Annotated in this window: 23 protein-coding genes; 7 read left to right on the top strand and 16 right to left on the bottom strand. The window is 48.3% G+C overall.

The window, feature by feature from the left end; genetic code table 11:
* Positions 1 to 15: 15 nt before the first annotated feature.
* A complete protein-coding gene (locus ABJO30_14875) occupies positions 16 to 939 on the top strand; it encodes an aminotransferase class IV (protein MEP3234107.1) in 924 nt (307 codons plus the stop codon).
* Positions 940 to 948: 9 nt separating this feature from the next.
* On the opposite strand, the gene ABJO30_14870 is transcribed toward ABJO30_14875, so the two are convergent.
* Complete coding sequence (locus ABJO30_14870; GenBank protein MEP3234106.1) at positions 949 to 1,371, bottom strand: L,D-transpeptidase; 423 nt, start codon at positions 1,369 to 1,371, stop codon at positions 949 to 951.
* Between the two features lie 103 nt (positions 1,372 to 1,474).
* A complete protein-coding gene (gene miaA / locus ABJO30_14865; GenBank protein ID MEP3234105.1) occupies positions 1,475 to 2,389 on the bottom strand; it encodes a tRNA (adenosine(37)-N6)-dimethylallyltransferase MiaA in 915 nt (304 codons plus the stop codon).
* A 14-nt stretch (positions 2,390 to 2,403) separates the two neighbouring features.
* Here miaA and serB point away from each other — a divergent pair, with 14 nt between their 5' ends.
* Entirely contained in the window at positions 2,404 to 3,297 is an 894-nt protein-coding gene (gene serB, locus ABJO30_14860; protein MEP3234104.1) for a phosphoserine phosphatase SerB, read from the top strand.
* 2 nt (positions 3,298 to 3,299) lie between these two features.
* Here the strand turns inward: serB and ABJO30_14855 are convergent, their stop codons facing one another.
* From ABJO30_14855 to ABJO30_14800, 12 genes are all read right to left on the bottom strand, one after another.
* A complete protein-coding gene (locus ABJO30_14855) occupies positions 3,300 to 4,835 on the bottom strand; it encodes a Do family serine endopeptidase (GenBank protein ID MEP3234103.1) in 1,536 nt (511 codons plus the stop codon).
* A 133-nt stretch (positions 4,836 to 4,968) separates the two neighbouring features.
* The gene (locus tag ABJO30_14850; GenBank protein ID MEP3234102.1) at positions 4,969 to 5,154 is read right to left on the bottom strand and encodes a DUF2065 domain-containing protein; all 186 of its coding nucleotides are present in this window, start codon (positions 5,152 to 5,154) and stop codon (positions 4,969 to 4,971) included.
* Between the two features lie 20 nt (positions 5,155 to 5,174).
* Complete coding sequence (locus ABJO30_14845) at positions 5,175 to 6,059, bottom strand: protease modulator HflC (GenBank protein MEP3234101.1); 885 nt, start codon at positions 6,057 to 6,059, stop codon at positions 5,175 to 5,177.
* On the bottom strand, positions 6,059 to 7,228 hold the full coding sequence (gene hflK / locus ABJO30_14840; GenBank protein ID MEP3234100.1) for an FtsH protease activity modulator HflK: 1,170 nt from the start codon (positions 7,226 to 7,228) through the stop codon (positions 6,059 to 6,061). The genes ABJO30_14845 and hflK overlap by 1 nt, the downstream gene beginning before the upstream one ends.
* A gap of 241 nt (positions 7,229 to 7,469) precedes the next feature.
* On the bottom strand, positions 7,470 to 7,970 hold the full coding sequence (locus tag ABJO30_14835) for a dihydrofolate reductase (protein MEP3234099.1): 501 nt from the start codon (positions 7,968 to 7,970) through the stop codon (positions 7,470 to 7,472).
* A gap of 9 nt (positions 7,971 to 7,979) precedes the next feature.
* Positions 7,980 to 8,774, bottom strand: coding sequence for a thymidylate synthase (locus ABJO30_14830; protein ID MEP3234098.1), 795 nt, complete (start codon positions 8,772 to 8,774; stop codon positions 7,980 to 7,982).
* A 119-nt stretch (positions 8,775 to 8,893) separates the two neighbouring features.
* Positions 8,894 to 9,211, bottom strand: coding sequence for a DUF2853 family protein (locus ABJO30_14825; protein MEP3234097.1), 318 nt, complete (start codon positions 9,209 to 9,211; stop codon positions 8,894 to 8,896).
* 156 nt (positions 9,212 to 9,367) lie between these two features.
* Positions 9,368 to 9,994: a DUF3726 domain-containing protein gene (locus ABJO30_14820; protein ID MEP3234096.1), complete on the bottom strand. Its 627-nt coding sequence runs from the start codon at positions 9,992 to 9,994 to the stop codon at positions 9,368 to 9,370.
* Positions 9,994 to 11,688, bottom strand: coding sequence for a hypothetical protein (locus ABJO30_14815; GenBank protein MEP3234095.1), 1,695 nt, complete (start codon positions 11,686 to 11,688; stop codon positions 9,994 to 9,996). Before ABJO30_14815 ends, ABJO30_14820 begins: the two co-directional genes overlap by 1 nt.
* A gap of 23 nt (positions 11,689 to 11,711) precedes the next feature.
* Positions 11,712 to 12,692: a membrane dipeptidase gene (locus tag ABJO30_14810; GenBank protein ID MEP3234094.1), complete on the bottom strand. Its 981-nt coding sequence runs from the start codon at positions 12,690 to 12,692 to the stop codon at positions 11,712 to 11,714.
* Positions 12,689 to 13,681 carry an Ldh family oxidoreductase gene (locus tag ABJO30_14805; GenBank protein MEP3234093.1) on the bottom strand — a complete coding sequence of 331 codons (993 nt, stop codon included), beginning with the start codon at positions 13,679 to 13,681 and terminating at the stop codon, positions 12,689 to 12,691. Before ABJO30_14805 ends, ABJO30_14810 begins: the two co-directional genes overlap by 4 nt.
* A 12-nt stretch (positions 13,682 to 13,693) precedes the next feature.
* On the bottom strand, positions 13,694 to 15,097 hold the full coding sequence (locus ABJO30_14800) for an FAD-linked oxidase C-terminal domain-containing protein (GenBank protein ID MEP3234092.1): 1,404 nt from the start codon (positions 15,095 to 15,097) through the stop codon (positions 13,694 to 13,696).
* A gap of 241 nt (positions 15,098 to 15,338) precedes the next feature.
* Between ABJO30_14800 and ABJO30_14795 the strand changes: the two genes are divergently transcribed.
* The 3 genes from ABJO30_14795 to ABJO30_14785 all read left to right on the top strand — a co-directional run bounded on the left by ABJO30_14795 (position 15,339) and on the right by ABJO30_14785 (position 18,346).
* Entirely contained in the window at positions 15,339 to 17,006 is a 1,668-nt protein-coding gene (locus ABJO30_14795) for a chloride channel protein (protein ID MEP3234091.1), read from the top strand.
* On the top strand, positions 17,003 to 17,734 hold the full coding sequence (locus ABJO30_14790; protein ID MEP3234090.1) for a trypsin-like serine protease: 732 nt from the start codon (positions 17,003 to 17,005) through the stop codon (positions 17,732 to 17,734). The genes ABJO30_14795 and ABJO30_14790 overlap by 4 nt, the downstream gene beginning before the upstream one ends.
* A 195-nt stretch (positions 17,735 to 17,929) precedes the next feature.
* Positions 17,930 to 18,346 (top strand): hypothetical protein, encoded by a 417-nt coding sequence (locus ABJO30_14785; protein MEP3234089.1) that lies wholly within the window; start codon positions 17,930 to 17,932, stop codon positions 18,344 to 18,346.
* A gap of 88 nt (positions 18,347 to 18,434) precedes the next feature.
* Here the strand turns inward: ABJO30_14785 and ABJO30_14780 are convergent, their stop codons facing one another.
* Positions 18,435 to 19,946 (bottom strand): SEL1-like repeat protein, encoded by a 1,512-nt coding sequence (locus ABJO30_14780; protein MEP3234088.1) that lies wholly within the window; start codon positions 19,944 to 19,946, stop codon positions 18,435 to 18,437.
* Between the two features lie 420 nt (positions 19,947 to 20,366).
* Between ABJO30_14780 and ABJO30_14775 the strand changes: the two genes are divergently transcribed.
* Positions 20,367 to 21,452, top strand: coding sequence for a globin-coupled sensor protein (locus ABJO30_14775; GenBank protein ID MEP3234087.1), 1,086 nt, complete (start codon positions 20,367 to 20,369; stop codon positions 21,450 to 21,452).
* A gap of 87 nt (positions 21,453 to 21,539) precedes the next feature.
* Here ABJO30_14775 and ABJO30_14770 read toward each other — a convergent pair whose 3' ends face one another.
* Positions 21,540 to 21,764 (bottom strand): hypothetical protein, encoded by a 225-nt coding sequence (locus tag ABJO30_14770; GenBank protein ID MEP3234086.1) that lies wholly within the window; start codon positions 21,762 to 21,764, stop codon positions 21,540 to 21,542.
* Positions 21,765 to 22,026: 262 nt separating this feature from the next.
* Here ABJO30_14770 and ABJO30_14765 point away from each other — a divergent pair.
* Positions 22,027 to 22,397, top strand: a 371-nt coding sequence (locus tag ABJO30_14765) for a UvrD-helicase domain-containing protein (GenBank protein ID MEP3234085.1), incomplete at its 3' end; no start/stop codon positions are given.

Here is a 22,397-nt window from a genome sequence, read left to right as displayed (position 1 = left end):
AGACCTTCTTCAAAAATGACCGACAACCACACTACCCATTCTTCCGAGGAAGACCAACGAAATCGCGACATCAAAATATTCATCAACGGCGATATCGTTCATCGCGATGAGGCGAAGGTTTCTGTTTACGATTCCGGCTTCTTGTTGGGTGACGGCATGTGGGAAGGCATGCGGCTTTATGATGGGCGTTGGGCTTTTTTTGATGATCACATGGATCGCCTTTACGAAAGCTGTAAAGCGGTGAGTTTAGATATAGGCATGAGCCGCACCGAAATGGCCGATGCGCTGCAACGCCTTGCTGACGCCAATGGCATGACCACCGATGTTCATTGCCGCCTCATGGTGACGCGAGGCACCAAGGTGAAACCTTTTCAGCACCCTAGCCTTTCACAATCTGGCCCAACGGTCGTGATTATTATGGAACATTCAAAACCGATTGAAGCGCTCCATAAAACGGGCATTCGTCTAGCCACTGTGCCGCAAGTGCGCGGCCTGCCTATGAGCCAAGACGCAAAATATAATTCACACTCAAAGCTAAATTGCGTAATTGCTTGCTTGCAGGCAGAACAAGCAGGGGCCGATGAAGGCTTGATGCTTGACCCACATGGTTTTGTGAACACCACCAATGCTTGTAATTTCTTCATCGTGCGAAAAGGCCAAGTTTGGACCTCAACAGGTGATTACTGCATGAATGGCGTTACCCGCCAGAAGATCATCGATCTTTGCAAGGCTAACGATATTCCTGTCTTTGAACGTAACTATTCGCTGTTTGATACCTATGGCGCTGATGAGGCATTTTTAACTGGCACCTTTGGCGCGCAAACACCTGTGGCTGAAATTGATGGCAAGCCAATTGGCAAAGAGAAAGGCGCCGGACCAATGACCCAGCGCCTTCAAGCACTCTATAAAGAACTCATTACAAAAGAGTGCCGGCCCTAAGGCCTACCCTTAATGACGAATGGAGACGCGGAAATTCTTGCGACCATTTGCTTGAACAAGATTAAACAATGCCCGCGCATTACCCGGTGCTAAGCGAATGCAGCCGTGTGATGCAGTGCGACCTAAACGACTAACTTTGTTAGTACCGTGGATAGCGTAGCCACGATGAAAGAAGATCGAGTTCGGCATCGGCGCACCATGATATTGGCGTGAAAAATATTTACGATGCATCCGCGTCACACCCCAACGGCCTGTTGGCGTGCGAAAGCCTGCTTTACCTGATGAAATCTTGAATGTGTATTGTAAACGACCGCCTTTATAGACGTGCATTTTCTGCTGTGACAAATCCACCTTTGCTTCTACGCGAGCTGCGAAAGATGGGGTAATAAATAAGCTCAAAATAAGAGCCAAACTTGTAATAATTACTCTCATTACTCTACCCTTTGACGATGTTAAAAACTCAATTCGCCTCTAGGGAAAGTTTGCACAGATTTATTAACTGTACAATAGGTAAGAATTGCTAGGATGAAAGCGCTTATATTTCAAATGTATTGATGCGCTCCCAAGTATCATCCATTTGATTACGCATCCATGTCATTTGTCGTTTAGCATAGCGCCTGCTTTCTTGCTTCGCATTGTCTATTGCGTCTTCAATCGAACGGTCGCCCGACAAATGATCAATAAACTGCGGCACACCAATCGCCTTCATGGCAGGCAGAGACGTATCGAGGTTAAGAGCTTGTAATGCTTCAACTTCCTCAAGCCCACCAGCAGCCACCATACCGTCAAAACGCTCTTCGATACGCTGATAAAGGGCTGCACGGTCTGGCAGCGCAATGATCTTCCTGCAAGTTGCAGCATCCAAAAGTGGGTTGGATTGAGCCTCCGATTGATAATCACGGATCGAGCGACCACTTACTTTGATGATCTCCAATGCCCGTAAAATGCGCTGGCTATCCAAGGGTTTTAAATTTTCAGCTGTTTGCGGATCTAAGCGTTCAAGACTTGCATGAAGTGCTGCCGCCCCTTCCCGTTCCAACTGGTCGCGCAATTCTGCCCGCACTTCATCAGGCACGGTCGGCATAACAGCAAAACCCTCAGTCAGCGCCTTAAAATAAAGCCCTGTTCCACCCACGATAATCGGTAGTGTTTTTTCATTCAACGCGTTGAGTTCTGCCCCAATATCATCAAGCCATCGGCCTGTATTATAAGCCTCGCTTGATGGCACAAACCCATAAAGCTTATGCCGCATTAAAGCTTCATCTTCAGCTGATGGCCTTGCCGAGATAATATGAAGCTCACGATAGACCTGCATGCTGTCGGCATTTAAAATAATAGGGACGCGTCCTACTTTTATTGCAGCATTGGCCAAACTAAGTGCCAAGGAGGACTTGCCGCTTGCGGTTGGTCCAGCTATCAAAACCGCACGTTCTTCTCCCAACTCTCCCAAAATAAGCAATTCCTATGTCTCAACAAACTCACGTCATCACCCTCATATCACATCCTGACCACGGGCAAATAACAGATCGTATATTAAACGACCTTGCTGACCATTTAGGTCGCAAGCTAGATGTGACGCAACTTGCCGACGGCATAGCCTGTGATATTCCCGTGAATGCGGATGAGGCAACCCAAGCAGCATTGATTGCTCCTCAGTTGGATCAACAACGCATCGATATGGCTATTCAACCCATACAAGGGCGGCGAAAAACGGTCCTGATTGCGGATATGGACAGCACCATGATCGAGCAAGAGTGTATTGATGAGCTGGCTGACGCTATCGGCATTAAAGACAAGGTGTCTGACATCACCGCACGCGCCATGCGCGGTGAGATTGAATTTGATCCAGCACTGCGTGAGCGTGTTGGTCTTTTAAAAGGCCTTGATCTCAGCATCATTGACGAGGTGGTACGCGACAAGATCACCCTTCGCACAGGCGGCCGCGAGTTGGTTCAAACCATGAAAGCAAACGGCGGGTATACCGCACTCGTATCCGGCGGCTTTACAATGTTCACCGCCCGTATTGCTGAGATGTTAGGCTTTGACGAAAACCGTGCCAACACACTGGAAGTTGACGGCAACCAGCTCTCTGGAACCGTTGCTGATCCCATCCTTGGGTCGGCGGCGAAGGTAACAGCGCTTGAAGAAATTTGCGCGATGAAAGGCCTCACGCCAAGCGACGTAATGGCAATTGGTGATGGTGCTAATGATCTTGGTATGATTGAACTTGCAGGCTCAGGCGTTGCGGTCCACGCGAAACCTAAAGTCGCGACAGCAGCCGACATGGCAATCAACCACGGCGACCTAACCGCCTTGCTCTACCTTCAAGGGTATAGCAAGGCAGATTTTGTTCGCTAACACTAGTCGTCAAGCCGGATTGCAACGAGGCGTAATTCGCCCTCTTTGTTTTCAAGCAAGAACAAAGCAGCGCGGCGGTCTGCTTCTTTAAGAGCGGCAAGACGCGCTTTAACATCCTCAGGATTTTTAATCTCAGTTTGGCTCAGTTCGCGAACAACATCGCCAACTTCAACGCCTTTTTCTTCTGCAAGAGATCCTGACTGGATAGAAGAAATGACGACGCCTTCAACAGTCTTCGCGATTTTCAACTTTTCGCGCAGACCATCGTCAAGCTGCTCAAAGCTCATGCCAAGTTGAAGAACCGCGCCATCTTCTGGCGTCACTTCTTTCGGCTTTTCATCCGTCTTGCTATCATCAGCAGAAGCAACTTTCTCGTCTTCATCCAAGCGACCAAGGTTGACCTTTAAGTCCACCTCTTTGCCATCACGGAAAACGGTGACATCCACTTCCTTACCGACAGGTGTATCAGCCACCATACGAGGAAGATCACGCATAACGCGAACATTACGGCCATCAAATTTGATGACAACGTCACCTGATAACAGGCCAGCTTTCTCCGCTGGGCCAGCAGCCGTTACGGCAGAAACCATGGCACCGCGCGCTTTGCCAAGGGCAAGGCTCTCAGCAAGTTCGTCTGTTACATGCAAAATATTAACACCCAACCAACCGCGACGTGTTTCACCAAATTCTAGGAGTTGGGAAACAACAGAGCGCGCTGTATCACTTGGCACGGCAAAACCAATACCAACCGAGCCGCCGCCTGAAGGGGAGAAGATCGCGGTATTAACACCAATCACATCACCATTCTTATCAAACAACGGGCCGCCAGAGTTACCTTGGTTGATGGCTGCATCAGTTTGAATGTAATTATCATAAGGGCCTGATTGAATATCACGATTGCGGGCTGAAATAATGCCGACAGACACGGAGCTGTTGAGGCCAAACGGGTTGCCAATCACCATCACCCAATCGCCAACGCGAGCGTCATCTGAAGAACCAAGTTTCACATAAGGCAATGGTTTGTCGGCTTTCACACGCAACACCGCCAAATCAGTCTTAGCGTCAGTCCCCACCAATTCTGCGTTTAATTTGCTGCCATCATTGAAATCAATAATGATTTCAGAAGCGCCCTCAATCACATGATTATTGGTGACGATCACACCCTCAGGATCAATGACAAAACCAGATCCCTGCCCGCGTGCACGACGACCACGGTTGCCCTCACCTGGTTGTTGCTGCTTTTTGAAGAAATCATCGAAGAATTCTTCAAACGGAGAATCCTCAGGTGCCTTTGGAAGGTCTGGCTCATCATCTGGTCTGGTGTTGCGCCTCGGCCTTGTGGTGTTGCCGCCTTGGATGATGGAAATATTCACCACCGCATCCAGAACATTCTCAGCAAGATCGGCAACGGATTCAGGCCCATCATGTGCTTTTGCAAAGGAGATGGAGCCTGCAATCATCAAAGCGATCGCAACAAAAAGGCTGATCAATTGTGCGTAGAGGCGGTTATTTTTGCTAGCAGCACGGACACGGACCAAGGGGGTACTCCATATTAGAATTCGTTGAACCTAACATGAGCGTAAACAACAAGCAGATCAATGTCCCGTCACGGGTATTTGATCAAAAAACTGCTTTTATTTGGTTGGAGATGGTCAAATAGTTCAAGGCCAATCAGCCACGAACCAACCAGACAATAAAGACGCCAATTGCAAGTGCTATAACACCACCGGTTCTTAGAGACGAAGATGGCGCAGTTAACAACTGCGCCATCATTGCTTTCATCTGGTCAGGAAAGAGGGCGTAGATAATACCCTCAAACGCCAAGGCAATCGCGATGCCAACAAATAAATCCGTCATCGCGATACCCTTTGAGTGTCTTACTTCTTCGCGCCGTTATCATCTTGGAAGAAGCGGAAGAATTCTGAGTCTGGAGACAGAACAAGCGTTGTGCCTGTGTCTTGTAGCGCTCTTTCATAAGCACTCATTGAGCGGTAAAACTCAAAGAACTCAGGGTCTCGGCCAAAGGCTTCAGCAAATAGACGGTTACGTTCAGCATCGCCCTCACCACGGAGGATTTCTGCGTCACGGTTTGCTTCAGCTACAATCTCAATAGCTTGACGATCAGCAACCGCTTTAATGCGCTGCTCAGCCTCACGACCACGCGCACGCAGTCTTTCAGCTTCTGCCAAACGTTCAGCCGACATACGAGCAAATGTTTGGTCTGAAACTTCAGCGGTTAAATCTGTACGACGAACGCGGACATCTTCAACTTTCATGCCGAATGAATTCACCTGACCGAATAGAAGGTCACGAACTTCCGCCATCATCGCATTACGTTCTTCAGACAATGCTGCCTCAAAGCCGCGACGACCATAAACGTCACGAAGACCATCGTTCAAACGCGTACGCAGCAAGCTCTCAGCTTGAAGAATGTTACCCGCTGCACGCTCTCTAAAGAGGCGAAGGTCATCGATGCGGTACACAACGAAAGCGTCCACAACGTAGAACTTACCACCAGAAACCTGAAGCGTAATGTCTTCAAGGTCCAAGCGAAGCAAACGGTCTTCAAGAACCTGCACCGTATCAACGATGTTAGTTGGAACTTTGAAATAAAGACCCGGTTCTTTGATCTGGCGTTTGATTTCACCAAAGCGAAGCACAAGAGCCTGTTCCCGCTCATTCACCACGAAGATGGATGAGTAGATAATGAAAGCGATAATCAGAAAACCGCCAAGGATTAAAGGGAAACGATTAGCCATGATTACTGACCTCCTGTATTCGCGCCGCGGGCACGTTTTTCAATTTCTGGAAGTGGTAGATACGGGACAACACCTTGGCCGCCAGCACCTTCACTACCCAAAATAACTTTGTTTGAACTACGAAGCACACGTTCCATTGTTTCAAGGAACAAACGCTTACGTGTTACTTCTGGTGCCTTCGCGTATTCGTCATAAACAGAGACGAAACGTGCTGCTTCACCAGTTGCTTCTTCAACAATCCGCTTTTTGTAACCAGCAGCTGTCTCACGTGCTTGCGCGGCATCACCACGGGCTGCACCCAGTTTTTGGTTTGAATAGCGATTGGCTTCTTCAACAAAACGATCTTCGTCTTGCTCAGCCCGCTGCACTTCGTCAAACGCATCAGCAACTTCACGCGGCGGTGCCACGTTTTCGATTGTGATCCGGTTGATTTGGATGCCAGTGCCATAGCTCTCAAGAGTTGATTGCGTAATCGCACGTACTTCCTCAGAGATCGATGCACGATTGTCACGGAAGATGTCTTGCGCCGGACGACGACCAACGATTTCACGCATCGCACTTTCAGCAACTTTCGTCACCATCTCTTGCGGGTCTTGCACATTAAACAAATAAGCGCCTGCATCGTTGACCTGCCAAAGAGCGGCAAATTCAACTTCAACCATGTTTTGGTCACCTGAAAGCATAAGACCAGCAGCAGCTGTTCCGCCACGTGCCGATGTGCCGCCAATCGTAATGCGGTTTTCCGTCACTTGAACAGTCTCTACAGATTCAACTGGCCAGAAATGGAAGTGAAGGCCCTGCCCTGAAATTTCTTGCTTTGGCTTACCAAAAACAAGCTCTACGCCGAGCTGGTTTGGCTGGATGGTGTAAAATGATTGCATCAACCACAAACCAAAAGCCGCGATAAGAATGACACCGCCAAGCATGAAGTTGGATGCACCACCGCCGCCGGGCAATACTTGTTTCAACTGATCTTGACCTTTGCGAAGCATCTCTTCGAGGTCAGGTGGTGGATTGTTTCCATTACCACCGCCGCCACCGTTTCCGCCGCCACGACCATTTTTGCCGTTGCCGCCCCACGGACCGCCGCCATCGCCGCCGCCATTTCCATTTGAGCCGCCGCCGCCCCAAGGGCCTTTGTTGCCGCCACCGGTATTATTGCTCCAAGGCATATTTGTTCCTCAAAAGTTACGGATCGCCGTGATCCAAATCTAACATTCGCCCAACCTCGTTGCGCGATTGCAATTGGGTCGCTTTATAGCAAGCTTTTGCACCGTTACAATGCATCACACGCCAAGACGGTGTTTAAAGATATATTGCTAGTTTCCACTCAGATTGGAAGTCATAGGGTGAAACTGGTCATAAACAAGGTAAATTCAAGTGCTTAACGATACGAATTGAACGAAATATTGGCTACTTTCGCTCAAAAATGCGGTAAATCGTCTCTGCACTATCTTTCTCGCCGCGTGGTACGTCTTCTTCGTGAACTTTTATCCAGTTAGCAAGATCAATTTCAGGAAAGACCGTATCCCCTTCAGGTTCAGCATCGACCTCAGTTATATAAAGCTTGTCAGCACGGTCCATCATCAGTGCATAAATCTGACCGCCACCTGTGATCATAATTTCGTCAGTACCAGTATTCGTTGCAACCTCAAGCGCCTCGTCCAACGTGGCAACCACTTCGGCACCCTCAAGGGTAAGGTCAGTGCTGCGACTAATCACGATATTCAGCCGACCTGGCAGCGCTTTACCAACGCTTTCAAAGGTTCGCCGCCCCATAATGATCGGCTTGCCCATCGTAACGGCTTTGAAGCGCTTTAAATCAGTTGATAGGCGCCACGGCATATCGTTATCAGCACCGATCACACGGTTCTTTGCAACGGCTGCCATCATTGAAATCATCGGCTTGCTCATCACCACCCCTTAAACCGCAACAGCAGCTTTAATGTGTGGTTGGGCCTCATAACCGATCAGCTCAAAATCTTCATACTCAAAATCAAAAATGCCCTGCTCGCGGTCTTTGATTTTCATAACCGGCATTGCAGTTGGTGTGCGCGATAATTGCTCGCGTGCTTGGTCAAGGTGGTTTGAATAAAGGTGAGCATCACCAAGGGAATGAACAAATTCGCCCGGTTTTAATCCCGCGACTTTTGCCATCATCAAAGTCAAAAGCGCATAAGAGGCAATGTTGAACGGCACACCGAGGAAGATATCGGCAGAGCGTTGATAAAGCTGACAAGACAATCGCCCATCTGCCACATAAAACTGAAACAGCGCGTGACAAGGCGGCAGCGCCATATCGTCTACCAAAGCGGGGTTCCAAGCAGAAACAATCATCCGACGGCTATCTGGCGTATTGATGATCTGATCCATGACCTTGGAAATTTGATCAACTGATCCGCCAGAAGGCGACGGCCAAGAGCGCCATTGATAGCCGTAGACAGGCCCAAGGTCGCCATTATCATCCGCCCATTCATCCCAGATGCGAACGCCATTTTCTTTAAGGTATGCGATATTGGTTTCGCCCTTTAAGAACCACAACAGCTCATAGATGATGGAGCGCAAATGCAATTTCTTCGTGGTGAGCATTGGGAAGCTATCCGCCAGATCAAAACGCATTTGATGGCCAAACACAGAGCGTGTGCCTGTTCCGGTTCGGTCTTCTTTCACGTGGCCCTTATCGAGCACGTGCTGCATCAAATCCAAATATTGCCGCATAACACTCTTCTTTTAAAATCGGAGTTCCCTTGTCCAAAAACAAAACGAGCGGGTCAAACCCGCTCGTTAAAACACAGTCTTTGCCCACAGATTTGTGGGTTTTGTGTCGGAATTATCGCTTACTCAAACATGCTGAGCTTGCCAACTTCTTTTGCACAAAGATAGTAGAAGGTAACACGCGACTTGTTTGACTTAGAAGGTTTCATTGTCTCACAGACTTTCGCGATAACTTTGTCGCAAGCAGCATCATCGGTTTCACCCAATTTCTTTTTCAACCACTTTTCACGAACACGACTTAGTTCTGTATCGTCAGAGCAAGAAACAAGCGATGAATCGCGGTTGCGCAAGGCGATCCCTAAATGGTTAACAATCTTCTTAACCACACCTTCGGTCGCACCACTGTCATAATTTTTTACATCAGCATAATAATCAGCCATTCATCACCTCTTAGTTTGTATTGTGTCGGCCGAATGAAAAGTTGACCGACTCACAGATAGCTTCATTGAAATCAACACATGTTTCTGTGGCATTTTCAAGTATTGCGATTAAAAATCGTTCATACAACCGTTTTTTAGGGAACTATACCTATAAAATCAGTCGTTATCCACCAAACCAGCCCCAGCACCCGACAAACGAGAAGCCTCACTGGCTGGTACATAGGTTTTATGGGCGAGATCGAGCAGCTTAACCCATGCTTCTAGGTCTATGCGATGGCCTTCGCCTTGGTTTGTTTGGTCATCTTGCGAAATAACCACGCCCTGACGGACGGTCCAAAGCGTCATTTTTGCGGCTTTATCGCCAAAGAAATCATCAAGCGACGTATCTGGCTCAACGCATAAAAGAACACCACCTTTGCTACCAAATGCGAGCGTGTAGTCGTTATCATTGGCGCGACTTGCAACACCAACGAAACCAAGTTGCAATTCTGGAACATCAAGCGGGCCGAAAGAGACGACAAAGCGTTCGGAGCCTTCCACAATATCAACAGCAGCCAATCCGCATGACGCAACATGCACATTTTGGAAATGGCCATTTTCTTCGTCAAAATTAATTGGTTGCGGTCCAGCTTCAATCGCTTGCAGCACAACGCCTGCTCCATCGCGACCAGAAGTAATCAACCAGCATCCAGCCTTGGCAATATCCTCAGCACGGCCAACATCAAATCCACTGCCAATTGCAGCTTTTTTAAGCGTTGCTGAAATCTCATTAAGTGAAAACATTATGCTCTTTCCAAAGCTGGAAGCCACCAGTCATCGGCTTGGTCGGTGCCAAGTTCATGAAACAACGGTGCTCCTTGATAAAGCGTGATGCGGGTCCAGCGGTCTGATTTTGGATCAAATTTTGACGCACCAAAAAACGACAGTTTACAGCGCAACATGTCGATGGGCAGGCAGCGCTCACTGATCAAATTATCTTGGATTTCACTATAAGGAAAACGTGCCATTGTTTGCGCCCGCTTTGCTGCATAGCGATGATGTGGGTGGGCGATTAGGAACTCAGCCATTGTTTGGTCTGGGTCGATGCCCTCCATATCGCGGTAAAGCGCTTGAACGCGCCTTGCAATATCAAGTGGCATTTCCAGTTCCGCGCCCTCTTCTTCATAACGAAGGCCGAGACGTGGCTCTAACTTCTCCTCAGACACATACCAAAATTGCGCTGTCTCGTTGGCTTGATCAAAATCAAGCGACAAGGCCCACTTCATTTTGTCGTCGATGAAGGCCTTAAGCGCACCAACACTCATCGCCGGCTCAAGTCGGGCTTCATAGGGCGTTGCCATGCATTCTTCGAGGCCGTCGATCAATTCGCCATTGGGTTCAAGAACAAGGGCAATCATCAATTCCTGACATTCAAGCGAACAGCTCTCTGTAAGCTCTAACAATTGCTCGTAAGGGTAAGGTTGGACTAGAGCTTCCAGCGCTATTTGCGACGTAATGGTTGCCCATTCATCGCGCACCACTTCAATCCGGTTCATTTGCCGTTCGTCGACAACATTCCATTGCGCTAAATGACGGGTCACTCGCTCAACCAAGTCCAAAACGCGTTTGGCCGCACTCTCATCTAAGCTTTCAACGACCCGCACTCTTGCAAGAGCCGTTTCACGCACTTGCATCCAGCTGTTGATCAAAACAGGATGGCTTACCAAAAAGGGTGCCATGCCAAGGCCTGTGGAATTGCCGATACCTAGATGGCGTTTAATGTCGTCAGAAAGTTCTACCGCTTTATCGCCACCTCGTTTTGACGCAACGTGATTGGCGAGATCATGGGTAAAGCCTCGAATGAGCCAAACCGTCAGCATCTCCGCCTGAAACGGGCCAGACAATCCGTCGCGCTCACAAATTTTCGTGCGGTCGGCAATACCAAATTTGCCATTGCCATAGACCGCAGTGGTGCGCATCAAATAGCCAATTTCATCAATCTGCGCCATTTGAGGCTGCTCGCCTTTCGAAAGGCAATCGACCACATGTTCAAACAGACGAACTGATTTATTCGCGCGGCTTAAAATCAAATCTTTAGCACAACATCTGCCTGCTTCTTGATGCGGCACATTGGCCTCTAACCGATCAACTTCCTCTTTTGACGGCACACCATCGTAAAGCGCGTAGCTCGTATCCCACGCTTCAGCAATCACACGGTCCGTGCGCTTATTCGGATCAAGCTTGATGGAGAAAGCGACAAGGCTGTAGGTCTTGCCGCCAACATCGACAGAGTAGACAGCACGACCGTGGCCTTCATCATCCATATCAAAGACAGGCCGAGAGACCTTAGCTTCTTCACGGGCCAAGCGGCGGGTCAGTGTACGCATAAAACTTAGGCGGGTTGGGAAAAATGAACCCATGCGCTCAAGACGCATCACATCGGAGGGTGCGCGCAACGGCGCTTCATTCCACTCTGCTAGATGCTCTACTTCTGCCATTGTCTCCCTCCCAGAAGCGACCTTTATTGTGGGCCGAAGGATTGATCATAAAAGCGCAGCCAATTGCCACCCATGATTTGATCCACATTGTCGTTTGAAAAACCGACCTTCTCCAATCCGGCGCGAATATTGCCGAAATCAAGATTGCCTTGAAACCATGCAGGGTCTGGCGGAAATCCGGGAGCGCTTGCTGAGCCTTCGCCGTAATCCATTTCTTTCGACCAACGGCCAACCCGCATCCACGTCACAACACTATCTGGCTGATCCTGACAGAGATCGCTGCCAATGCCAATGTTTTCAACACCGTAACGCTCTGCCGTTTCCATAATCATCTGGGTAAAGCTTTCCAGCGTGCAATTCGTACCATCTTTCAAGTGGTGCGGATAAAGCGAAAAGCCGAGCATACCACCGCGCCCAGTCAGTGCCTTCAAAACGTCGTCCGACTTATTCCGCAAAGCCGGATGCCACCACGCAGGGTTTGCATGCGTGATTGCAATGGGGCGTTCAGACAGTTCGATTGCTTCAAGCGTTGAGCGATCTGCTGAATGGCTCATATCGACCACCATGCCGACACGGTTCATCTCTTTGATCGCTTGTTTGCCAAATCGGGTCACGCCCGTATCATTTTCCTCATAACAGCCCGTCGCAAGCAGGGATTGATTGTTATAGGTCAGCTGCATAAAGCGAATGCCGAGTGTGTGGCAGATTTCGATCAGGCCAATATCATCTTCAATCGGTGATGGGTTTTGAAACCCAAAGAAGATCGCCGTGCGCCCTTCTTTTTGGGCACGACGCACATCATCGCCCGTTTCACCTTTAAAAATAAGCTCTGGATACAATTCGAACCACCGGTTCCATTGTTCCAAATTAAGGATCATCTCACGAAAGCTCTCGTGATACGCAATTGTCACATGCACAGCATTCACTTTGCCTTCATGCATTTGCTGAAAAATCTTCTCAGAAAAATTGGCGTATTGCAGACAATCGATTAAAGGCGCGCTCATTGCGGTCCTCCAGCAAGCGTTTTGGTCAAGTCCCAAACGGCAGGATCAAGCTCAACGCTATCCGGCAAAACCCGCAACGATCCCGGCAACCTTGCACCCTCTTGCGACGTCACAGCATCCGCTAAAATCTCAATCCGCTCATAAAAGCCATCACCTGAATGAACGCTTGGGTCTATCATCATGTAGAACTGACCAAGATCATGGGGCGGGCCATCGGGATGCTTGATGGTTTTTATGGTCACTGAATTGACTGACCCTGTAACAGCAGCTGCAAGCACTTCAGCCATCAAGCCAAAGCCATAGCCTTTATAACCACCACTAGAAACGAGCGAGCCTTTCAAAGCCTCTTTCGGGTTCGTGGTTGGTTTGCCGTCAGCATCCACAGCCCAACCGAGCGGAATATCATCACCTGCGGCAGCCGCCATTGTAATTTTGCCAAGAGCAATCGCGCTGGTGCTTTGATCAAACTGAAAACGAACGCCGCCATCTTTTGCCGGAATTGCCATCGCGATTGGATTGGTCCCAAGAACCGCTTTGTTGCCATTAGGAGGAGAAACAACGGCGGACGCATTGGTAAGACCAATGCCGATCAATCCAGCTTCTGCGATTTGTTCGGTAAAATAGCCAAGCGATGTGCAAGTATGGGAATGCGCAATTGCAAGGGACGCAGTACCCATTTCTTTCGTCGTCTCAACAGCTGTTGCAAGAGCACGCGAGAATGCGGCTTGTGCAAAGCCAAATTTTGCATCCACCAAAACACTGGCTGGCTTGGGTTTAGAGACCACAGGCTCCACATCACCGAGAACACGCCCACTAACAAGCTGCTTGCAATAGCTTTCAAGGTAATAAAGTCCGCAAATGCGATTGCCCGTTGCTTCTGCTTTGCGAACAGCTTTTGCAACCTCAGTTGCCACCCAATCAGCGGCCCCATGCGCAATCAGCGCTTTTTTGCTTTCACGTTCAATCTCGTTCAGGTCAATAGTAATCAAGTCATCCCCCCTTTAAACCGCGAGAATTTTACCCGGGTTCATAATGTTTTTCGGATCAAGCGCTTGCTTGATCGTACGCATGAAGTCGACGCTATCGCCTAATTCATGGGTTAGATATTTTTGCTTGCGTTGGCCAATGCCATGCTCGCCCGTACACGTTCCGTCCATCGAGATCGCACGCATGTTTAACCGCGACACAAATTGCTCTGCCCGCTCTACTTCTTCAGCGTTATCTTCGTCAACCAAAAGCAGCACATGAAAATTGCCGTCCCCTACATGGCCGACAATTGGTGCCATAAGACCAACCTCCAAAAGGTCAGCTTGGGATTCAGCCATACACTCTGCAAGACGAGAAATTGGCACACAGACATCGGTTGAAATGCCCTTTTTTCCCGGCACAAGTTGCAAAGCGGCCCAATAAGCATCATGGCGCGCTTGCCAAAGTTTGGTGCGCTCTTCCGCATCAGTCGTCCAAATGAATTCGCCACCTTCGTTATCTGCGGCAATTTCTTTGAACAATTCAGCCTGCTCACGAACCGAGGCATCAGTGCCGTGAAATTCCAGCAACAACAACGGCTCTTCGCGCAATGAAAGGTTCGAATATTGATTGATCGCTTTGACTTGCAGCGCGTCCATCACTTCGATGCGGGCGACAGGTACGCCCATTTGAATGGTCTGGATCACCGCGTTACAAGCCGCTTCCTCAGATGGGAACGAGCATGACCCGCCAGAAATTGCCTCAGGGATACCGTAAAGCTTCAAGGTCAATTCAGTGATAATACCAAGCGTTCCCTCAGCGCCAATGAGCAAACGGGTGAGATCATAGCCTGCGGATGATTTCTTGGTTCGTTGTGCCGTTTTTACAATGCGGCCATCCGCCATCACCGCTGTTACCGAAATAACATTCTCCTTCATCGTGCCATAACGCACCGCATTGGTGCCAGACGCGCGGGTTGAAGCCATGCCACCAAGGCTTGCATCAGCACCCGGATCAATCGGGAAGAAAAGGCCAGTATCACGCAAATAGGTATTAAGCGTCATGCGGGTCACACCGGGTTGTACCACACAATCAAGGTCTTCAGCGTGAACGGCCAGAATTTCGTTCATCTGTGAAAGATCAATCGAGATACCCCCATGCGGCGCATTCACATGGCCTTCCAAAGAGGTGCCCGTACCAAAGGCAATCACCGGCACTTCATATTCTGAGCACACACGCACGATGTCGGATACTTCCTCAGTCGAGCGCACAAAAATCACCGCATCTGGCGCTTCGTTCTTTAAAAATGTCGTTGTATGCCCGTGCTGCTCACGAACCGCTTGCGCCGTCGACAAACGCTCATCAAAGCGCTGCTTTAAAACGCTGATCGCCGTTTCAATGCCTACTTCATTTTTCGCAATTTTTTGTGGTGCTGACATTTAAACTCTCATCATCTGATATTTCCAAAGGTCATCGCAACATGATCACCTGCATTTGAGCCCTATTTGTCATCGGATTAAGGGGAAAGGCAATAACAGTTTTTGATTTCATGCCCACTGAGGCGTAACCTCATAAACAAAGGTCGATTCTCTATTCTTCGATTTATGAAACCGCGCTAACTTCAAAACGCAGCTGAAACGTCCCAAAACGCCAATGTCCCTATCTAAAGACGACGACCAAATGCCAACCAAAAAGAGTTTTCGTGATCCTCTTATCGCCATACTCCGTCTTGTGCCTGGGGCAATGGTAGTCGCGCGTTGGGTCAAACCAAATCTCACCTATTTTTGGACCACCAAACAGCCAACCCTATGGATGGCAGGCCTCATCGTTGGTGCAATCGTTGGCATCGCCACCATCGCTTTTCGTGAGTTAATCGGTTTTGTTCAATTAGCGTGGCTTCGAGACATGAGTGAATTCGTCGCCACGGCTGCCCGATCCCAACCTTGGTGGATTGTTTTGATAGCCCCTGCATTCGGTGGCTTGATCGTTGGATTGATGCTTGAAAAACTAATGTCTGGCAGGCGTGCATTCGGCGTTGCCGACGTTATAGAAGCCCGCGTCATGAGCGGACGAAATGTGAGCGTTAAAGAAGGCTTCTTCAGCGCGATCATTTCCGCAATCTCACTTGGCTTCGGGGCATCAACAGGCCGCGAAGGGCCAGTCGTCCATTTGGGCGCGACGATGTCAGCCTTCTTCTCAAAATGGCTCAATCTAACGGGCAAGCCAGAGCGCACGCTTTTAGCCTGTGGTGTTGCCTCTGCCGTGTCAGCCTCTTTTAACGCGCCCATCGCTGGGGTCTTGTTTGCCCACGAAGTAATTCTGGGCCATTACGCCGCCACAGCCTTCGTGCCGATCGCCATTGCCTCTGTTGCAGGCACGGTTTTATCGCGCGTTTATTTTGGCGAAACAGCGGCCTTTTTGATCCCTGACTATGACATAACATCTTACTGGGAGTTTCCAGCTTTCGCCATACTGGGCGTTATTTGCGCCTTTGTCGCTATCGCCTTTCAAGCCTCTCTTGTGGGCACAGACTGGATCGCACGGAACATCAAAATACGCCTCTTGTTCCGCCCTATCATCGGTGGGTTTTTGATCGGCTTCATCGCCATGTTCTACCCCGAAGTTCTGGGCGTTGGCTATGAGGCAACAAACCTTGCCCTCTTAGGCAAATTATCGCTTTCTATGCTTTTTGCCCTCTTATTTGCAAAAACAATAGCAACCGCGATTACCTTCGCATCACGCTTTGGTGGCGGCGTTTTCTCACCGGCCCTCTATCTTGGCGCCATGACAGGCGGCGCATTTGGGATCATCGCTTCGGGCATGTTCCCTGATCTCTCCTCCAGCGGCGGGGTTTACGCCATGCTTGGGATGGGCGCCGTTGCAGCAAGTGTTATCGGTGCCCCTATCTCAACAGTCTTGATCGTGTTTGAACTAACCGGCGGCTATGAAATAACCATTGCCTTGATGGTCACCATTGCGATTTCTTACGGGCTGACCCAAGCCTTCCATGGCCGCTCCTTCTTCCACTGGCAGCTCGAAATGCGCGGCCTTTTCGTGCAAGATGGCCCGCACAAATACCTGCTCAAAAATGCCCGTGTTAGCGAATTGATGCAGCCTATAGATGACGAAGAGGAAACAACCTTTGACCCCGCATCTGGTGAAACCTATTTACGCCCTACAGACACATTAGAAGCAGCCCTTCGCGCTTTTGATACAGGTGGGCGCACACGTATTTTGGTGGTCGATAGTGATGATGCAACCAAGATCGTCGCGCATCTGCAGCAGGTGGATGTCTTAAGACAATTCAATTCTGCTCTTATCAGCACGAGCGAAGAAGAACACCGATGATCACACGCCTCGCAACAAGTCTATCGCTGTTGATGTTGGTTGGCACAATAAACACAGCGACAGCCCAAAGCCGCGTACTCGGTGTGATCGGCATTGATAGCCGACGTATCCTCACTGAAAGCGATGGCTTTTATAACGCCATTGGCCGCGTCAATGTTGCCCGCTTCGCAAGAAAAAGTACGTGCACAGGCACGCTCATTGCACCCAACCAAGTGGTGACAGCAGCCCACTGTATTCACAGCAATCGCACCGGAAAGCTCGCAGCGCCTGATACAATCCACTTCGTCGCAGGAAAGCGTCTCGATAAGCACGTGGCCCATTCTACCGTCAAAGAAGTAAGACTGCTGCCAAACTTCAAACTAAAATTGCCGCCAGACCATGCGTTTTTCGCAACCGATGTTGCTGTCTTAATTTTAAACAAACCGATGCAGCTTGAAACGCCCCCGCTTGCCGCACCACTGCCGACAAAAAACCTTCCGCTTGCCCACATCCTCTATTCCAAAGACCGCCCCACCCTGCCCGCAATCGACGAAACATGCCGTATGCGCGGTGGCACCTCGAAACTATGGCACACAGACTGCGACACAAACTTCGGCGGCTCCGGCGGGCCGGTGTTTGAGCGTGGTGAAGATGGCCTGACGTTCATCGGCATAATGGTCGGTATCGCGCCTCATAAGACGTCGTTTATGGTACCAGTGACGAGCTTTGTGGATTTGCTGGGGGAATGAGCGGGGCTTGGTATTAGCCTGCCAACCCAATTTATTACTCATAGGGACCTACATTAGGCAGCGCAGCCGTAAGTTTCCAATTTTACAAGATATTTAAATCCAACCCCATCAGCTGCACGTCGTAATACCGGATAAATTAATATTTGAAAAACCAAAATTACCTACAATCAAATTAAAATATTTTTAGGCATAAAGATGAAATACAAAATATTATTATATTATTTTTTCCCATTTTTCATTTTATTATATGTAAATTACAACATTCCGAAAATTGCAACAAACCTATTTTTTGCAACCGTAATATTGATCCCACCCACTATTTCTGGGTTTTTGATAAAATTCGTAGATAAAATAGAATTAAACAACAGACACAAATGGTTTCATTCTGCATTTTTGAGTTTCATCACATGCATCATTTTTTCTATTTTTATGGGCTTAGGATTTAAGAATCCAAGCTCATCTCAAAGTACACTTGAAGCTGTACAAAACACCTCTAATTTTATTTTAGTCATGGCAGCGATTGCAGGATTCATCGTGATTTTTCTACTTCATTTTCTCGTTAATAGATTAGGATTTGCAATTGGAAGCTTTCTTGCCAAGCGGTGCCAGTGACAAGCTTTGTGGTTTTGCTGGGGGATTGAGGGGACCCTGCTCTGCAAACAAACTACCATTGTTTTTAAAAGCGACAAATCTCCGCGTTTTATCTCTTAAGCACTTTGAGCTTATCTAACGCGTATTGATGGTTTTGCTCAGCAGCGAGACGGTACCATTTAACCGCTCTGACATTGCTCTGAGAAACACCGCGACCTTTTTCATACATAAAACCCAGACGGTTTTGGGCAGAAGCATTGCCCTGCCGAGCTGCTAGACGATACCACTTAACAGCCTTTCGATTGCTCTGAGAAACACCACGACCTTTGGCATACATAAAACCTAAATTACCCCGTGCGGTTGCATTACCTTGATCGGCAGCCAGACGATACCACTTAACAGCCTCTCGATTGCTCTGAGAAACACCACGACCTTTGGCATACATAACGCCCAGATTGGTTTGTCCCAGCGCGTTGCCTTGCTCAGCCGCGAGACGGTACCACTTAACTGCCTCTGCATCACTTTGCGGAACACCACGGCCTTTTTCGTACATAAAGCCTAGATTACTTTGTCCATACGCGTGGTTTTGTTCTGCGGCGAGACGGTACCATTCAACGGCTTCCGCATCATTTTGAGGAACACCACGTCCCTTGGAATACATCCGGCCTAGATCGTTTTGTCCAGATGCATTGCCTTGATCAGCTGAAAGGCGATACCACTTAACAGCCTCGACATTGCTTTTCGAAACACCACGACCACTCTCATACATCCAACCTAAATTGCGTTGTGCGCCAGCATGACCCTGTTCCGCAGCAAGACGATACCACTTAATAGCTTTTGCGTCGTTTTGCCAAACACCGCGTCCGGTATAATACCCGAGACCAAGATTGTTTTGTGCGGTGGCATTACCCTGCTCAGCAGCAAGACGGTACCACTTAGCCGCCTTGGCATTGCTTTTCGAAACACCTCGACCTTTGGCATACATCAGCCCTAGATTGTTTTGTGCGCGGGAGTTACCTTGATCGGCAGCCAGACGATACCACTTAACAGCCTCAACGTCGCTCTGAGAAACGCCATCACCTTTGGCATACTTCCAACCTAATTTGAATTGCTCGTATGGATCGCCTTGCTCAGCCGCGAGACCGTACCTTTTAACCGCCTCTTCCTCACTTTGAGGAACACCGCGCCCTTTGGCATACATCCAAGCTAAATTGCGTTGCGCGGATGGATCGCCTTGCTCTGCCGCGAGACGGTACCACTTAACGGCCTCTTCATCGCTTTGAGGAACACCGCGGCCATTTTTGTACATAATACCTAATTGATTTTGAGCCGTAGAATAGCCTTTTGCTGCCACAAGGCGATACAACCTAACCGCCTCTTCATCGCTTTGAGGAACACCCCGGCCTTTTTGGTGCATATAGCCTAATTTATATTGCCCGTTTGTGTTGCCTCTTTCAGCCGCGATACCGTACCACTTAGCCGCTTTTACATCGTTTTGAGAAACCACAAAGCCCGTTTCATACGCCCCACCTAGGGCATTCAGCACAACATTAGGATTAATCGCCAGCGAAGCGAATAAAGATAAGACAATAAGGCTGATGTATAATTTTACTCTACTCAAAACAATGTCGCTCCATGTCAAATTCCAACAACCCACATTAAAAAATTATCAATGAATATATTTTCATAAATTTATTACTTTTAATTCAATTAAAAAAGTTAATGAATTATATTTATCCTATTTAATATGATAATTTTATTTAAGTATTCGGACAAATACTGAATTTAACGGTATGAGCAGCAATAAATTCATCATATTGCAAACCACCCAAACCAACCAACGACGACCTTCGCCCATCAAAAAGCTGGAAAGCATGCCATCCATAATGGTCTTGCTTTATTAGTTTTTGCATCCCTATTTGATAAGCCGTTTTTATCTGATAATTTTTAATCTTGGAAAGATACAGAGAATTTAAACCTGATTAACCAATCTAAACTAACCTAGTCAGCTTACTATAAAAGTTATGTCAAAGGCTATTTCATGAACAATATTTCCGCATTGATACCTCTGACTGCGGAGGACACAGAGCTCCTTCAGGCTTGCAGAGCAGACATCCTCCCGCGCCGCAAAGAAATCATGGATGCGTTTTATGATAAGGTTCTAGCCGTACCAGAGATGCTTGAAATTGTGGAAAGTGTTTGCGAGCGGGATAATATTAAGGCTGAAGATCTGGTTGCGCACATTAACGAAAAACAATTTGAGCAATGGGACCTCTTTTTCGAAGGTAAAAACAACGCCAAATTTGCCGCTAACGCAAGCGCAATTGGAAAGGCGCATGAACGATGCGGCCTGACCAGCGAACTATATGTAGCCTCCGGCGCAGTGTTGCTGGAAAAAATGGTCGGATTGGTTCTAAAAGACAGCAGCAGTATTGAATTTAAAAAGGTTCAAGCCATCATCCGAATGTTTTTCATAGAATTATCTTATTCTATCGAGGAATACGATAACGTCACCTCGGAGAAGGCTGCCGACAAAGCCTTGGAAAATATGTTTGAAGACTTCGACAATGAAGTTGGAAAACAATTTGAAAAAATTGTTAGCTCCTCTCACACGCTAACCGAAAGCGCGACGGCTTCTCTTAAAATTGCTGATCAAAGTTCAAGCGAGTGCGGCGTAACCTTGGAAAAAATGGTTGAGCTAACCAGCATAGTCGGAAACATGAACAATATTATCGAGGGATTAGATAGCTTCGTTAATGTCATCGAGGATGTGTCCAAGAAAACGCGGCTTTTGGCATTAAACGCCACAATCGAAGCTGCTCGAGCTGGTGATTATGGTCGAGGATTTTCCGTTGTTGCCTCAGAGATCAAAGACCTAGCCGACCAAGCAGCCAAAGCAACAGATCAGATAGCGAACGAATCCACAAACACCTCTACACTGATCAATGAAGCGATTGGGTCAATTTCTGATGCAGACCAGCGCATAAAAGATTTATCTTCTTTGAGCAACAAATTGTCGGCTGATATTGATCAACAATGCAATGCGACAAATCAGATCAGCGCAGACTTACAAAATACCAAGGCAAATATTGAACAGATGAAGCAACGGATATTGTCGAATACATAAGGGGTCTTTTTCAAACACACGTCGTCGTTTTTAATAAACTCCGCTCACGCGCCAGTGCCCGCCCCTTGTGGGGCAGAGGCTCTTTTGTTAGCCGCGCTTTGCTTTTTTACCGCTGCGCTTTTCATCTTTACCGCTGCGCTTTTCATCGCGTACTTTATTACTGTTGCCGAACTTTGCTTTTCTAAGCTCTTCAACGAGTGGCTCAATGGCGCCTTCATGCTTTCCATTAAGATTTCCGCCTACAGATCCTCCGGCCGAAACATTCAGCGACGACAAGAAGAACATAGTAATAAGAACTGTAATAAACCGCATAATCTTTTCTCCTAAGTTGAGCGGGTAGCCTCGCAGAGCATTCAAAACAGCACAATTCACAGTTCCTCACGGTTCTGTTTAAGCCTGTGATTATAAGAACGCACAGCAACCCCAGCGCTCAATCACGAGGACAGAATTAAGCCGAAGAGTGCTCGAAAATTCCATCCTAATTTCTTCAAAACAACATTCACCACCCCATCAACAAACCGTCCCAGTGTTGCTATAGTGTTCTCCTTGTAAAGATTCGCAATGTTGAACACCCATGAGCCGCCAACCTATCAAACCATCGAATGACGACCTTAGCCCGCCTGAAGGGTGGGAAGATGTGCCCGCCCATGATGGCAGTGGCATGGGGGATGAGGCTTTTGCCGCCGATGATCCAGATGGTGGTTATTTGCCAGATGAGGCGCGAATTGAAGATGTTGATCAAGCAGACCTTCCACCCGCTCACGTTCCCGCCCCCACCCCTTCTGGTGGCAGCATTACCAGCCGTGCCATGGCAGCGCGTGGTGGGGCGCAACCAAGCACGGATTATCTTAATAGCTTAAACCCTGAGCAGCGCGATGCGGTTGAAAGCCTTGATGGTCCTGTGCTTGTGCTCGCAGGTGCTGGCACAGGCAAGACCCGTGTTCT

This window comes from Hyphomicrobiales bacterium (assembly GCA_039973685.1).
Lineage (GTDB): Bacteria > Pseudomonadota > Alphaproteobacteria > Rhizobiales > JACESI01 > JACESI01.
This window is presented reverse-complemented; position numbering and strand designations above follow the sequence as displayed.

Bases quoted from the DNA above. Each gene is read 5' to 3' on its own strand.
- serB (MEP3234104.1), top strand. From the start codon at position 2,404: ATGTCTCAACAAACTCACGTCATCACCCTCATATCACATCCTGACCAC.
- hflK (MEP3234100.1), bottom strand. From the start codon at position 7,228: ATGCCTTGGAGCAATAATACCGGTGGCGGCAACAAAGGCCCTTGGGGC.
- ABJO30_14795 (MEP3234091.1), top strand. From the start codon at position 15,339: ATGCCAACCAAAAAGAGTTTTCGTGATCCTCTTATCGCCATACTCCGT.
- ABJO30_14830 (MEP3234098.1), bottom strand. From the start codon at position 8,774: ATGCGGCAATATTTGGATTTGATGCAGCACGTGCTCGATAAGGGCCAC.
- ABJO30_14835 (MEP3234099.1), bottom strand. From the start codon at position 7,970: ATGAGCAAGCCGATGATTTCAATGATGGCAGCCGTTGCAAAGAACCGT.
- ABJO30_14800 (MEP3234092.1), bottom strand. From the start codon at position 15,097: ATGTCAGCACCACAAAAAATTGCGAAAAATGAAGTAGGCATTGAAACG.
- ABJO30_14790 (MEP3234090.1), top strand. From the start codon at position 17,003: ATGATCACACGCCTCGCAACAAGTCTATCGCTGTTGATGTTGGTTGGC.
- ABJO30_14875 (MEP3234107.1), top strand. From the start codon at position 16: ATGACCGACAACCACACTACCCATTCTTCCGAGGAAGACCAACGAAAT.
- ABJO30_14810 (MEP3234094.1), bottom strand. From the start codon at position 12,692: ATGAGCGCGCCTTTAATCGATTGTCTGCAATACGCCAATTTTTCTGAG.
- ABJO30_14850 (MEP3234102.1), bottom strand. From the start codon at position 5,154: ATGACGGATTTATTTGTTGGCATCGCGATTGCCTTGGCGTTTGAGGGT.
- ABJO30_14820 (MEP3234096.1), bottom strand. From the start codon at position 9,994: ATGTTTTCACTTAATGAGATTTCAGCAACGCTTAAAAAAGCTGCAATT.
- ABJO30_14815 (MEP3234095.1), bottom strand. From the start codon at position 11,688: ATGGCAGAAGTAGAGCATCTAGCAGAGTGGAATGAAGCGCCGTTGCGC.
- ABJO30_14775 (MEP3234087.1), top strand. From the start codon at position 20,367: ATGAACAATATTTCCGCATTGATACCTCTGACTGCGGAGGACACAGAG.
- ABJO30_14825 (MEP3234097.1), bottom strand. From the start codon at position 9,211: ATGGCTGATTATTATGCTGATGTAAAAAATTATGACAGTGGTGCGACC.
- ABJO30_14770 (MEP3234086.1), bottom strand. From the start codon at position 21,764: ATGCGGTTTATTACAGTTCTTATTACTATGTTCTTCTTGTCGTCGCTG.
- ABJO30_14785 (MEP3234089.1), top strand. From the start codon at position 17,930: ATGAAATACAAAATATTATTATATTATTTTTTCCCATTTTTCATTTTA.
- ABJO30_14870 (MEP3234106.1), bottom strand. From the start codon at position 1,371: ATGAGAGTAATTATTACAAGTTTGGCTCTTATTTTGAGCTTATTTATT.